Source organism: Barnesiella sp. An22 (assembly GCF_963931395.1).
Lineage (GTDB): Bacteria > Bacteroidota > Bacteroidia > Bacteroidales > Barnesiellaceae > Barnesiella > Barnesiella merdigallinarum.
This window is the reverse complement of sequence record NZ_OZ007014.1, coordinates 455,812-470,092: the sequence shown is the minus strand read 5'-3', so window position 1 is coordinate 470,092 and position 14,281 is coordinate 455,812. Positions and strand designations below refer to the sequence as shown.

The following is a 14,281-nucleotide window of genomic DNA, read 5'->3' as shown; positions in this document are numbered from 1 at the left end:
GAGGTATGCTTATGGACTATATGAAAGAAATAAAGGAGATTTCGGCAGAACAGGCAATAATCCTTTGGCAAGCTTCACGCCTGAGCCTGTCGAAAATCTACGAGAAAGCACCTGAGATTCTAAAAGTGCAAGGTTCGGTCATTGGTACACTGGGCAATTTCAGTGCATCCATCGGCAAAGCCAAGAGTAAAAAGACTTTCAATGTATCGGCTATCGTAGCCGCCGCATTGAAAAACGGTACGGTACTGCGGTATGTTGCGGAACTACCGGAAGAAAAAAGAAAGATTCTTTATGTGGACACGGAACAAAGCCCTTATCACTGTCTGAAAGTTATGAAACGTATTTTACGACTGGCTGGTCTTTCTGATGACAGGGACTATGAACATTTGGAGTTTCTCGCTTTGAGGAAATACACACCCGAACAGCGTATCAGGATTGTCGAACAGGCTATCTATAATACACCGGACATAGGGCTTGTAGTCATAGACGGCATCCGTGATATGGTATATGACATCAACAGTCCGGGAGAATCGACACGCATCATATCCAAGCTGATGCAGTGGACGGATGACAGGCAGATACATATCCATACGATACTCCACCAGAACAAAGGCGATGAAAACGCAAGAGGTCATATCGGTACGGAGCTGAACAACAAGGCGGAAACCGTGCTTCTTGTGGAAAAGGATAAGGGCAACGGAGACATAAGCAATGTTTCAGCCATGCACATCCGTGCAATGGATTTTGAGCCTTTCGCATTCCGTATCAACGACAATGCATTGCCTGAACTCATAGAGGGGTACAGACCAGAAGCGAAGAAACCCGGAAGACCGGAAGAGGAAAAGTTCGACCCTTACAGGCATATTACCGAACAGCAGCACCGTATAGCATTGGAAGCGGCTTTCGGGCTGAAAGAGGAATACGGCTACAAGGATCTGGAAACCGCCTTAGTCAAGGCATATATGTCGGTAGGTGTAAAACTGAACCATCAAAAGGCGGTATCACTTATTACCATGCTCCGGAACAAACGGATGATAGTACAGGAGAACGGCAGGAAATACACGTTCAAGCCGGACTTTCACTATTAGACCGTCTAACCTGTAACCACTTCACTTTATTCGGCTGGTCTATATATTAAGGATAAAGCGAAGCGATTGCAGAAAATGTAAAACCGCTTCACTTTATTACCGTATCCTATATATACGAAAATAAAGTGAAGTGATTATACAGACCGTACTTCATAAAAAGGTACGGGCGAAAAGAGAAATAAATATTCCAACCATTATTCAAATACTCATCTTATTATGGATATACAGACAGCAAAACAAATCAGGATAGCGGATTTTCTGTACAGCTTGGGACATTCTCCCGTCAAACAGCAAGGTATCAACTTGTGGTATAAATCCCCGTTACGGGAAGAGACAAAACCCTCGTTCAAAGTAAATACCGAACGCAACCAATGGTATGATTTTGCAATCGGTAAAGGTGGAAATATCATCGCACTGGCAGAGGAACTCTACTGTTCCGATTATGTGCCTTATCTTCTACAGAAAATTGAGGAGCAGACACCACACATACGTCCCATATCTTTCTCTTTTGGCAAGCAATCATTTTCCGAACCGAGTTTTCAGCAATTGGACATTGTACAGCTGGCTTCTCCTGCCCTGCTTGCCTACCTACAGGAAAGAGGGATAAACACGGCACTGGCGAAAAGAGAATGTAAGGAAGCCCGTTTCACCCACAACGGCAAACGGTATTTCGCCATTGCCTTTCCGAACATATCGGGCGGATATGAAATTCGCAACCGATATTTCAAGGGATGTATCGCACCGAAAGAAATATCCCATATCAGACAGTCAGGAAAGCCAAGGAGTAGATGTTACGTTTTTGAGGGATTTATGGATTACCTTTCCTTTCTTTCCTTAAAGCTGGAAAGCTGTCCGCAATCACCCGACTTCGACAGACAGGATTACATGGTTCTTAATTCCGTAGCCAATGTTCCCAAGGCACTCTATACGTTGGGAAGCTATGAGCGCATCCACTGTTTCTTTGACAATGACCGTGCAGGAATGGAAGCAGTACAGCAAATCCGAAAGGAGTATGATGCTACTCGGTATATACGTGACGCCTCGCAAATCTACAGTGGATGTAAAGATCTGAACGAATATTTACAGAAACGAATAGCCGATAGGAAAGAGCAATCGCAATCTGTCAAAAAGAGGAATGATACGCTATCCAAGAAACCGAAAGGCTTCCGGTTATAGCCCACTATAACTACACGCTTCGCTTACGTAGTTGTGGGCTCTCCCGAGGGGATTAGGGCTTTGCCCTAATGACCCACTCAGGGCGTTTCTCCCCTGAGAACCCCGAGCAAAGAGTGACCCTCTCTTTGCAATCTCCGCTTATGGGTTACACCCCTAAGAACCCTGTGCGGCAATGAGCAGACAACAGAATATTTTATCAACAATCCGAATCAAAATTTAAGAATATGGCAACAAAGTCAAGCATACATATCAAGCCCTGCAGAGTTACATCAAGCGGGGCTCATAACCGGAGAACTGCCGAGTATATGCGCAATATCGGCAAATCTCAAATCTACATCGTGCCCGAACTTACTGCCGATAACGAGCAGTGGATAAACCCGAACTTTGGCAGTCCTGATCTGCAGGTGCACTATGAAAACATCAAACGGATGGTCAAAGAAAAGACCGGACGAGCGATGCAAGAAAAGGAGCGTGAACGCAAGGGAAAGAATGGGAAGATTATAAAAGTAGCTGGATGCTCACCAATCCGTGAGGGAGTATTGCTCATCAGAGCGGATACGACATTGGCAGACGTGTGTAAATTCGGTAAAGAGTGTCAAAGACGTTGGGGTATCACACCGCTGCAAATCTTCCTGCACAAGGACGAAGGGCATTGGCTGAACGGACAGCCTGACCCGGAGGACAGGGAGAGTTTCCAAGTAGGCGAAAGGTGGTTCAAACCGAATTACCATGCCCATATCGTATTCGACTGGATGAACCACGATACAGGCAAGAGCCGTAAACTCAATGATGAGGATATGACTGAGATGCAGAGTTTGGCATCCAACATTCTGCTGATGGAGCGTGGACAGTCAAAGGCTGTAACAGGCAAGGAACATCTGGAACGGAACGATTTTATCATTGAGAAGCAGAAAGCCGAACTGCAACGCATGGATGCTGCAAAGCGGCACAAAGAAGAACAGATAAATCTTGCCGAACAGGAACTCCGTCAAGTGAAATCGGAGATACGCACGGACAAGCTCAAAGGTGCAGCCACCGATGCCGCTACGGTCATAGTAAGCGGAGTGGGTTCTCTTTTCGGCAGCGGGAAAATGAAGAAACTGGAACAGTCCAATGAAGAACTGCATCGGGAAATTGCCAAGAGGGACAAAGGAATTGATGACTTGAAAGTTCAAATGCAACTCATGCAAGAGCAGCATGGCAAGCAGATACGCAATCTTCAAGGAATACATAATCGGGAGCTTGAAGCCAGAGACAAGGAAATATCACGGCTGAATATCCTGCTTGAAAAGGCTTTCAAGTGGTTTCCGATGCTTAAAGAGATGCTGAGAATGGAAAAATTGTGCGCTGCCATCGGATTTACTAAAGATATGATTGACAGACTTTTGACAAAGAAAGAAGCCATACAATGTAGTGGCAAAATTTATTCTGATGAACACAGGCGGAGGTTTGACATCAAAAACAATATTTTCAGAGTTGAGAAAAGTTCAATTGATGATAATAAATTGGTGCTGACAATAAACAGGCAGCCAATAAGCGAATGGTTCAAGGAACAATGGGAAAAGTTAAGACGAGGTTTGCGACAATCCGATGAAGAGGCAAGAAAAAGCAGAGGATTGAAGTTTTAATAGTTGCTTATATTGTATCATATGAAAAAGTAGTATTTTTGTTGCCGTATTTGTTTGAGGTTATGAATAACAATATTTTGTAATATATAATGTAACAAATTACTATATTCACTAAACTTATAGTTACTTATTTTTAATGAACATATATAAATAATACAATGAAGAAAAAGACAAAACGTAATTTGATTATCGCAGCGATAGTGATAGTCTTGATTGCTGCCGGAGCCGCTTGGTTTATTTATCCTTTCATCCGTTATAGTTCGCATACGCTTGCATACCGTTCAGCCCTGCCGGGAAACGCGTGCTATCAATATCCGATTCAGTACAGCAAAGAGGGTTGGTTTCTGATTGATTGTACCCTCAACGGCACGCACAAAGTTCCGCTCCGTATCGACACGCAAGCGACAAGCCTTATGCGCGAAGATTCCATCCAAGCCTACGGTGGCGAATACTGGGGGAATCTGCCGATTAAAAGCACCAATGCGTATCAAGAGAAAAATTCTCCGGAATTGTACACATTCACTTCTATTGCTTTTGGTGAGGCAAGCATCCAAGAACCGATGTTCAACGGCATTCGCAAAGATAACGTGATATATGATGTGATAGATGAAGGCGTGTTCGGAACGGAAATGTTGGCTATTGGCACGTGGAAATTCGACACGGAAGCGGGCACGATGACGCTTTTCCATTCCAATAACAAAGATCTGCTGGCGAAGGAGACCGCAGGAATGACCTATCTCCCTCAAGGATTGCGCGAGGATTCCATTCCGGTTTATATGAATGGATTGAATGAAGAAGTACGCTTTACGCTCGATTTGGGTTATACAGGAGTATTGGAGATAAACAACGCACTTGCAGACCGGCTGAAAACGCACTTTCCTTACGAAGAAAAAATCAAACAGCACGGAGGGAAATTGACCGATACGCTCACCGTTTTCAAGATTCCCGTTACGGTTGCCGGAACACGGGTTGATTCTTGTGAGGTAGTTAATAGCCGCGTGGTGAATGCCAACTATATTGGAGCTAAATTTATGCACCAATGCAATTTTGTATTACATTATTCTCTTGATGAGCATGGCAAGCCAAACAAAGACCTCTACCTGAAAGTAAGAAAATAAGCAAGATTAATATTAGTAGATAAGGTAATCGCTGTAGATAGAGGGGTTATCGATTCATGCATCATGTCCGTATTAAGCGGCAAATTAGAAACATATATCTGACAAGCAGAGAGCCTTACTTTGGAGATAGAGCGTAATAGAAAGGAAAATTTTAGCATCATCAGAGAAACATTTTTCAAAACAACAATACCTTAAGGTAGAATTGCATTGCAAAAGCATTCTGCTTCAATTTTTGGGTGTAAAAAAGGGTGTAAATCTTGTAATTACTTGATTTACACCCTTTGTTGCGGAGAGAGAGGGATTCGAACCCCCGGAACCTCTCAGTTCAACGGTTTTCAAGACCGCCGCAATCGACCACTCTGCCATCTCTCCATAGTCGATGCCTTATTGAGCGGTGCAAAGATACAACTTATATTTGAGATATAAAAGCAATTTTATACTTTTTAGGTTGAATATTCCAACCCCATGGATAACGAATATTCCCTTGCCTCTATTTCCTGGATGCTACGTCGAGGAGCAGCATACCCCGGCACGTCACCCCGCACGTGATGCGGGGTCCAGTTCATGGCATAAGAGGAATAACAACGGGGACTCTCTCCCCCAGATATTTCTGGATACCGCGTCAAAGCCATGACCAAGGGCGTCACCCCGCACTCAATGCGGGGTCCAGTTCATGGCATAAGAGGAATAGCAACAGTGACTCTCCCCCCGGATATTTCTGGATACCACGTCGGAGTGCGGTATGACAAAGGGTGTCACCCCGCACGCGATGCGGGGTCCAGAAAGGGGCCGTAAGGGGAGTGTATTTTGCAAGTGCTTCTGCCGGTATTTCCTGGATTCCACATCAATGTGCGGAATGACAAAAGCGGGTATTCCTGGATCCCGCATCGGAGTGCGGGATGACCAGATGACCGTGTCGGGGGCGATGACTAAAACGCGTAGCCCAGTCCGGCCTATGGGAGAAAGCGGAAAGAAAAATGGCGGAGAGGGACGAATGAAGGGAAAAGATGTTTGAGCCGGGGCGAATCAATCGAAGTGCCCGAGGCAGTAAAGCCTGCCGAACGGCTGCTGCAAAGCGAGCCCGGCGAGTTCTTTTTCCCCGGGCCTCGCAGTCATTTTTCAGCTTTCGGACATCAGCCGGGAGCTTTCTTTTGGCTCTCCCTTTTCTTTTGCGGGAAAAGAAAAGGGAGATTCTGGATGCACGGGCCGTGCGTCCCTACTGGCCCGGACGGTACTGCCGGCTGTTTTCTTTGGGTATAAACAGCGGGTATATCCTGGATACCACGTCGAGAACCGTGTCACCCCGTATCAAGTGCGGGATGACAAAAGGCGGGTACTCCCTGGATCCCGCATCAAGTGCGGGATGACCAGATGAGCGCGTCGGGGTACGGGATGACTGGGTGGCCGCATCGGGGGCGATGACCGAAGCGCGCTGCCCAGTCCGGCCTATGGGAGAAAGCGGAAAGAAAAATGGCGGAGAGGGACGAACGTGGGAAAAAGATGTTTGAGCCGAAGTGTATCGGTCGAGAACCTGGAGCTGTATAGCCAGCCGAACGGCTGCTGCAAAGCGAGCCCGGCGAGTTCTTTTTCCCCGGACCTCGCAGTCATTTTTCAGCTTTCGGACATCAGCCGGGAGCTCTCTTTTGGCATAAACAACGGGTATTTCTGGATGCCGCATCAAAGTGCGGTATGACCGAAGCGCGAAGCCACTCCGGCCTATGGGAGAAAGCGTAAAGAAAAATGGCGGAGAGGGACGAACATGGGAAAAAGATGTTTGAGCCGAGGCGAATCAGTCGAAGGGCCCGGAGCAGTAAAGCCTGTGGAATAAATAACGATGTGGAATGAGCCCGGGAGTTCTTTTTCCCCGGACCGCGGAGGCGATTTTTCAGCTTTCGGACATCAGCCGGGAGCTTTCTTTTGATTTTCCCTTTTCTTTTGCGGGAAAAGAAAAGGGCGATTCTGGATGCACGGGCCGTGCTCCCCAGTGGCCCGGACGGTACTGCCGGCTGTTTTCTTTGGGTATAAACAGCGGGTATATCCTGGATACCACGTCGAGAACCGTGTCAGCCCGCACAGCGATGCGGGGTCCAGGAAAGAGAATCTCACGAGTAAACTTGCCGGTATTCTCTGGATTCCGCATCAAGTGCGGGATGACTAAATGACCGCATCGGAGGCGATTGGGTAAACTAAAAAAGGTGATTATAAAAAAGTGCGGGATGAGTTTACCAAAGGTACGGGATGACTAAGGCGGGTATTCCCTGGATCCCGCATCAAGTGCGGGATGACTCGGCAGGCCCTCCGGGGGATTGGGGAGGGCATAAAAAAAGAGCCGGAAGGTTGTCTCTTCGACTTCCTTCCGGCTCATCTTTTAAGGTGGCGGCTACCTACTCTCCCACTTGCGCAGTACCATCGGCGTGACGGGGCTTAACTTCTCTGTTCGGAATGGATAGAGGTGGATCCCCCGTGCTATAACCGCCTTGAATATCTCGATCCTTGACGTTTGAAAAAATTTGAACTTACACTTTTACTTACCTTATCGGCCCTTCCCGACTATCCGCCGCTGCAAAGTTTCGGGAGATTAGTTTCGCTCGGCTTTGGCATTGCTGCCTTTACACCTGCGACCTATCTACGTCATCGTCTTTGACGTCCCTCATGGAAATCTTATCTTGGGGCGGGCTTCGCACTTAGATGCTTTCAGCGCTTATCCCTTCCAGACTTAGCTACTCGGCTGTGCTCCTGGCGGAACAACCGATACACCAGGGGTCTGTCCAACACGGTCCTCTCGTACTAGTGTCGGACCCCCGCAAATTTCCTACGCCCACAACAGATAGAGACCGAACTGTCTCACGACGTTCTGAACCCAGCTCGCGTGCCACTTTAATGGGCGAACAGCCCAACCCTTGGGACCTTCTCCAGCCCCAGGATGTGACGAGCCGACATCGAGGTGCCAAACCACTCCGTCGATATGAGCTCTTGGGAGGGATCAGCCTGTTATCCCCGGAGTACCTTTTATCCTTTGAGCGATGGCCCTTCCATGCGGAACCACCGGATCACTATGCTCTAGTTTCCTACCTGGTCGACTTGTCTGTCTCTCAGTCAAGCACCCTTGTGCCATTACACTCTGCGGCCGGTTACCAATCGGCCTGAGGGTACCTTTAGAAGCCTCCGTTACGCTTTTGGAGGCGACCACCCCAGTCAAACTACCCACCAAACAGTGTCCTCGCTCCTGCGAGTTAGCGTTCAAACATTCAAAGGTCCGTATTTCAACAGCGGCTCCACGATGACTGGCGTCACCGCTTCTCAGCCTCCGGACTATCCTACACATCGAATGCCCAAACGCAATGTTAAGTTGCAGTAAAGGTTCACGGGGTCTTTTCGTCCCGTTGCGGGTAATCGGCATCTTCACCGATACTACAATTTCACCGAACTCACGGTTGAGACAGTGTCCGGATCATTACACCATTCGTGCAGGTCGGAACTTACCCGACAAGGAATTTCGCTACCTTAGGACCGTTATAGTTACGGCCGCCGTTTACCGGGGCTTCAATTCAACGCTTCTCTTGCGATGACGTCTCCTCTTAACCTTCCGGCACCGGGCAGGTGTCAGGCTGTATACTTCATCTTTAAATTTTGCACAGCCCTGTGTTTTTGTTAAACAGTTGCCTGGACCTATTCTCTGCGCCCCATCTTACTGGGGACCCTTTTTCCCGAAGTTACAGGGTCAATTTGCCTAGTTCCTTAACCGTGAATCTTTCGAGCGCCTTGGTATATTCTACCCGACTACGTGTGTCCGTTTGGAGTACGGGTGATATAAGAATATGCTTAGCGGATTTTCTCGGGAGCCTGCTTACCACCGCTATTCGATTGCCCGGGGGCTCTCGATACTGTCAGTTTCGGCACACGACCCGGATTTGCCTGGGTCATGTTTACCTACCTCCTTTAACCTGCTATTCCGTCAGCAGGCGGGTGTGTCACTTCTCCGTCTCCACGTCGCTCCTTATACCAGTAACGGAATCTTGACCGTTTCTTCCATCGGCTGCGCCGTTCGGCTTCGCCTTAGGTCCCGACTTACCCTGATCCGATTAGCGTTGATCAGGAATCCTTAGTCTTATGGCGAGGGGGTTTCTCGCCCCCTTTATCGTTACTTATACCTACATTTGCTTTTCCGTAAGCTCCAGCCAGCCTCGAGGCTGACCTTCGCCGCCGACGGAATGCTCCCCTACCACGTCTTCCGACATCCACAGCTTCGGTAAAGGGCTTATGCCCGATTATTATCCATGCAAAACTCCTCGACTAGTGAGCTGTTACGCACTCTTTAAATGAATGGCTGCTTCCAAGCCAACATCCTAGCTGTCTCTGCAGTTTTACTTCGTTTGTTCAACTTAGCCCTTATTTCGGGACCTTAGCTGGTGGTCTGAGTTGTTCCTCTTTCGGACATGGACCTTAGCACCCATGCCCTCACTCCCGGGTAACAAATGGCAGTATTCGGAGTTTGTCAAGACTTGATAGGCGGTGAAGCCCTCGCATCTTATCAGTCGCTCTACCTCTGCCATTCTTGCCCGAGGCTGCACCTAAATGCATTTCGGGGAGTACGAGCTATCTCCAAGTTTGATTGGCCTTTCACTCCTACCCTCAGTTCATCCGTAAGCTTTTCAACGCTTATCAGTGCGGTCCTCCAGTTGGTGTTACCCAACCTTCAACCTGACCAAGGGTAGATCACTTGGTTTCGCGTCTACTGCTGTTGACTATACGCCTTGTTCGGACTTGCTTTCGCTTCGGCTCCGCGACTGAATCGCTTAACCTCGCCAGCAACAGTAACTCGTAGGTTCATTATGCAAAAGGCACGCCGTCACACTTTCGTGCTCCGACCGCTTGTAGGCGCATGGTTTCAGGGTCTTTTTCACTCCTCTGTTCGAGGTTCTTTTCACCTTTCCTTCACAGTACTGGTTCGCTATCGGTCTCTCGGGAGTATTTAGCCTTACGGGATGGTCCCCGCTGATTCGCCCCGGATTTCTCGTGTCCTGGGTTACTCAGGTGTCCATTCGACTTCCTTCGCATTTCGCTTACGGGACTGTCACCCTCTATGGCTACGATTTCCATCGTATTCTGCTATGCTCGGTCTTGTCTTTGTCATGGATCCTTCTACCCCGACGGTGCCGTAACATCGTCGGTTTGGGCTCTTCCGCGTTCGCTCGCCACTACTTGCGGAATCATTGTTATTTTCTCTTCCTGCGGGTACTTAGATGTTTCAGTTCCCCGCGTTTGCCTACCGCCATGCGGTATAGTCATTGCTGACTGGGTTGCCCCATTCGGAGATTTACGGGTCTCGGGCTATTTGCGCCTCTCCGTAACTTTTCGCAGCTTATCACGTCCTTCTTCGCCTCCGAGAGCCTAGGCATCCCCCATGCGCCCTTTCTTACTTTCTTGCGGCTTCTCTTCAGTAATGAAGAGCTGTCGTTTTGGGTTGATATGGTTTGCTTCGTGCTCTTGTTCTCTTTTTTCCCAACATGTCAAGGATCTTCTGTGGAGAATAACGGATTCGAACCGTTGACCCCCTGCTTGCAAAGCAGGTGCTCTAGCCAGCTGAGCTAATCCCCCCGCTACCACTTTACTCTCTTCTTTCTGTTCAGCTTCCTTTTCGGTTGCTTTCGCTTGAGAGTCGGTGTAGTCCCAGGCAGATTTGAACTGCCGACCTCTACATTATCAGTGTAGCGCTCTAACCAACTGAGCTATAGGACTGTCTCAAATCGTGCCCTGGCGGGTGTCTCTGTTTCCTTTTATATATGAATGAAAAGAAGCAGTGCGTTCAAGAGCCGAGAACCTTTCTCTTCGGCCTCTTTTTGGTGTCTCTTCTCCAGAAAGGAGGTGTTCCAGCCGCACCTTCCGGTACGGCTACCTTGTTACGACTTAGCCCCAGTTACCGGTATTACCTTCGTACGCTCCTTGCGGTTGCATGCTTCAGGTACTCCCGGCTTCCATGGCTTGACGGGCGGTGTGTACAAGGCCCGGGAACGTATTCACCGCGCCATGGCTGATGCGCGATTACTAGCGAATCCAGCTTCATGGAGTCGAGTTGCAGACTCCAATCCGAACTGAGACAGGTTTTTGGGATTCGCTCACCATTGCTGGTTGGCTGCCTTCTGTACCTGCCATTGTAACACGTGTGTCGCCCCGGACGTAAGGGCCGTGCTGATTTGACGTCATCCCCACCTTCCTCGCGGCTTGCGCCGGCAGTCTCGACAGAGTCCTCGGCCTGACCCGTTAGTAACTGTCAATAGGGGTTGCGCTCGTTATGGCACTTAAGCCGACACCTCACGGCACGAGCTGACGACAACCATGCAGCACCTCGCAGGCGGCCGTTGCCGGCTATGGGCTTTCACCCATATTCCCCCTGCGTTTGAGCCCGGGTAAGGTTCCTCGCGTATCATCGAATTAAACCACATGTTCCTCCGCTTGTGCGGGCCCCCGTCAATTCCTTTGAGTTTCACCGTTGCCGGCGTACTCCCCAGGTGGAATACTTAACGCTTTCGCTGTACCACTTACATTATATCGCAAACAGTTAGTATTCATCGTTTACTGCGTGGACTACCAGGGTATCTAATCCTGTTCGATACCCACGCTTTCGTGCTTCAGCGTCCGTTGCACCCTAGTAGGCTGCCTTCGCAATCGGGGTTCTGCGTGATATCTATGCATTTCACCGCTACACCACGCATTCCGCCTACCTCTTGTGCACGCTAGCTCGACAGTTTCAACGGCAGCTCCCGGGTTAAGCCCGGGCATTTCACCGCTGACTTGTCATGCCGCCTACGCACCCTTTAAACCCAATAAATCCGGATAACGCTCGCATCCTCCGTATTACCGCGGCTGCTGGCACGGAGTTAGCCGATGCTTTTTCTTCGGATACTTGCAAATCTCCACTCGTGAAGACCTTTACTCTCCGACAAAAGAAGTTTACAACCCTTAGGGCCGTCTTCCTTCACGCGACTTGGCTGGTTCAGTCTGCCGACCATTGACCAATATTCCTCACTGCTGCCTCCCGTAGGAGTTTGGACCGTGTCTCAGTTCCAATGTGGGGGACCTTCCTCTCAGAACCCCTATCCATCGTCGCTTTGGTGGGCCGTTACCCCGCCAACTGGCTAATGGACCGCATGCTCATCTGTAACCAAGATTGCTCTCTTTAGACGAATCCCCATGCGAGATCTCGTCGTTATGGGGTATTAGGCCGGATTTCTCCGGGTTATCCCCCTGTTACAGGCAGATTGCATACGTGTTACTCACCCGTGCGCCGGTCGCCGCCAGAAGTATTGCTACCTCCGCGCTGCCCCTCGACTTGCATGTGTTAGGCCTGTCGCTAGCGTTCATCCTGAGCCAGGATCAAACTCTTCGTTGTATATCTTATTTTTCTTATTTTATACCTTCGAAGGACTCCTGGCCGAATTGACTTCGTTCTCTCTTTTTCTCTTGTACTACACTTGCTTCTTTTCAGTCTTGTCAATGAACTTTATTTCGTCTTTCCGAGTCAGGTCTTTTCGGCCCTTTCTCGCGGCGAAAGTGATGCAAAGATACACCCTTTTTCTTTTCCCTTCCAAATTTTTCAGCAACTTTTTTTTCAAAAAATTTTCGGCATTTTCGAGCGATTTCGTTCAACCTTTTTATTTACTGATTGTTATAAAAGGTTATCGGGTTTGACTTTTTTATACTCAAAAACCTTCCTGTTCGAGCTCGAGAAGTTTTTTGAGCCCAATTCCACCCAATCGGGCCAAGAGATTATAGCAATTTGAATCGCAGCCGAAGGATACCGTCGTTGTAGTCGTGGCTGATGATTTTGAAGGTCCCTATCTCGGAGGTGTTCTCTACATGCTTCCCGATACAGAGACATTGGTCATAATCGCCGACCTTGACAACCCGCACCGTTTCGGAGGCATTTTGCGGGAGCCGTGCCAAATCGAAACGATGGCGGGCTTCGTCTTGAGTAATGTATTGTGTGGTTACGGGCAGATGTTCCTGAATCACGCGGTTGACACAATCTTCGATTTGCTGAATCTCGGCCTCGGTGGGAGGTTGCGGTAACTTGAAATCGAGTTTGCTTTTCTTTCTTTCGATATGCGCCGAGACTGCACGACCGCACCCGAAGAGGCGTATCATCGTCTGGTTGACGATGTGCTCGGTGGTGTGCATGGGCGGATATTCTTCCTTGTTGTGCTCGTTGAGCTGAGGTTGCAAATTTTGCTCCATATCAATTTCTTTGATTGATTAGATTGACTATTACTTTTTTAATAATATCCTTTTCTTCGGTTCGACTTTCTGCTATCATCAACGTAAGTGCCACTAATGTATTATCGGCAATACGTTTCTCACCATTGGCCCTGTACAAAATACCGTTATTTTCCATAAACCAAAGAAAAAGCATGGCTGCAATACGCTTATTTCCATCATTAAAAGAATGATTCTTAGTCACTAAGTACAACAACATAGCGGCTTTTTCCTCGATGCTGGGATAGAGTTCTTTCCCATCGAAGGTCTGATATATCGTAGCAATAGAGCTTCGGAACGATTGGTCTTTTTCATGAGCAAACAAATCGCTATCGCCAAATTTGGTTTTCAACGACTGAATTGCCTGCATGGCATTTTCGTATGTAGCATGAAACCTCTCTCCTTGAGTTGTTGCTTCGATAGAGAGTTGCTGATAATCATATTTATCCAATATGTCAAGTGCATACACATAATCAGTTACTACAGCCAATAACCCTTTAGTCTGATCCGAGGTCAACATGTCTTGTCGCTTTATCGTATTGCCCAAGATATGGACCATACTCTTCAACTCCTGATAGCGATCCAGTTTAAGTTTTTCATTGACAACAAACCCCTTGACAAGGTATTCCCTTAATATTCTATTCGCCCACTGTCTGAACTGAGTACCGCGCAAACTTTTTACTCGATAACCGACCGAAATAATCACATCGAGGTTGTAGTAAACGATTGTACGAGTTTGAGATTTCCCCTTTAACGAACCATGTCGAGTGGTATGTGCAAAATTTGCACACACCTCTTCGGGCTTCAACTCACCCTCTTGGAATATACTTTTTATATGCCTGCCTATCACCGTTCTATCACGGCCAAACAATTCGGCCATCTGCCCTTGTGTAAGCCACACTGTATCGCCATTCATCTTTACCTCTAACGAAATTTGATTATCGGCAGTCGTATATATCACAATCGAAGAGGCTTCCAACTCGGTGGTGTGCATGGGCGGATATTCTTCCTTGTTGTG

6 protein-coding genes, 3 tRNA genes and 3 rRNA genes are annotated in these 14,281 nt (G+C 48.1%); 4 read left to right on the top strand and 8 right to left on the bottom strand.

Annotated features, from left to right (window positions below):
* Window positions 1-11 precede the first annotated feature (11 nt).
* From ABGT88_RS01870 to ABGT88_RS01855, 4 genes are all read left to right on the top strand, one after another.
* Window positions 12-1,088, top strand: a complete 1,077-nt coding sequence (locus ABGT88_RS01870) for an AAA family ATPase (RefSeq protein ID WP_122330702.1) — start codon at window positions 12-14, stop codon at window positions 1,086-1,088.
* A gap of 216 nt (window positions 1,089-1,304) precedes the next feature.
* A complete protein-coding gene (locus ABGT88_RS01865; RefSeq protein WP_346694573.1) occupies window positions 1,305-2,264 on the top strand; it encodes a toprim domain-containing protein in 960 nt (319 codons plus the stop codon).
* Between the two features lie 224 nt (window positions 2,265-2,488).
* Window positions 2,489-3,892, top strand: coding sequence for a mobilization protein (locus ABGT88_RS01860; protein ID WP_346694575.1), 1,404 nt, complete (start codon window positions 2,489-2,491; stop codon window positions 3,890-3,892).
* 158 nt (window positions 3,893-4,050) lie between these two features.
* A complete protein-coding gene (locus tag ABGT88_RS01855) occupies window positions 4,051-5,010 on the top strand; it encodes a hypothetical protein (RefSeq protein ID WP_302726957.1) in 960 nt (319 codons plus the stop codon).
* A 287-nt stretch (window positions 5,011-5,297) separates the two neighbouring features.
* Here the strand turns inward: ABGT88_RS01855 and ABGT88_RS01850 are convergent.
* The 8 genes from ABGT88_RS01850 to rhuM form a co-directional block, all read right to left on the bottom strand.
* A tRNA-Ser gene (locus tag ABGT88_RS01850) sits at window positions 5,298-5,382 on the bottom strand.
* Window positions 5,383-7,381: 1,999 nt separating this feature from the next.
* Window positions 7,382-7,490, bottom strand: a 5S ribosomal RNA gene (gene rrf, locus ABGT88_RS01845).
* Window positions 7,491-7,569: 79 nt separating this feature from the next.
* Window positions 7,570-10,436 (bottom strand): 23S ribosomal RNA (locus tag ABGT88_RS01840).
* A 98-nt stretch (window positions 10,437-10,534) separates the two neighbouring features.
* A tRNA-Ala gene (locus tag ABGT88_RS01835) sits at window positions 10,535-10,608 on the bottom strand.
* A gap of 67 nt (window positions 10,609-10,675) precedes the next feature.
* Window positions 10,676-10,749 (bottom strand) — tRNA-Ile (locus tag ABGT88_RS01830).
* A 119-nt stretch (window positions 10,750-10,868) separates the two neighbouring features.
* Window positions 10,869-12,400 (bottom strand): 16S ribosomal RNA (locus ABGT88_RS01825).
* The 16S, 23S and 5S rRNA genes sit together here with 2 tRNA genes alongside, the layout of an rRNA operon.
* Before the next feature lie 377 nt (window positions 12,401-12,777).
* On the bottom strand, window positions 12,778-13,245 hold the full coding sequence (locus ABGT88_RS01820) for a hypothetical protein (protein ID WP_087409408.1): 468 nt from the start codon (window positions 13,243-13,245) through the stop codon (window positions 12,778-12,780).
* 1 nt (window position 13,246) lies between these two features.
* Window positions 13,247-14,257 (bottom strand): RhuM family protein, encoded by a 1,011-nt coding sequence (rhuM, locus tag ABGT88_RS01815; protein ID WP_241147863.1) that lies wholly within the window; start codon window positions 14,255-14,257, stop codon window positions 13,247-13,249.
* Between the last annotated feature and the right edge of the window lie 24 nt (window positions 14,258-14,281).

What these genes read in the sequence shown, in the direction of transcription:
- ABGT88_RS01860 (WP_346694575.1), top strand. Translation starts at nt 2,489, where the DNA reads ATGGCAACAAAGTCAAGCATACATATCAAGCCCTGCAGAGTTACATCA.
- ABGT88_RS01870 (WP_122330702.1), top strand. Translation starts at nt 12, where the DNA reads ATGGACTATATGAAAGAAATAAAGGAGATTTCGGCAGAACAGGCAATA.
- ABGT88_RS01820 (WP_087409408.1), bottom strand. Translation starts at nt 13,245, where the DNA reads ATGGAGCAAAATTTGCAACCTCAGCTCAACGAGCACAACAAGGAAGAA.
- ABGT88_RS01865 (WP_346694573.1), top strand. Translation starts at nt 1,305, where the DNA reads ATGGATATACAGACAGCAAAACAAATCAGGATAGCGGATTTTCTGTAC.
- rhuM (WP_241147863.1), bottom strand. Translation starts at nt 14,257, where the DNA reads ATGCACACCACCGAGTTGGAAGCCTCTTCGATTGTGATATATACGACT.
- ABGT88_RS01855 (WP_302726957.1), top strand. Translation starts at nt 4,051, where the DNA reads ATGAAGAAAAAGACAAAACGTAATTTGATTATCGCAGCGATAGTGATA.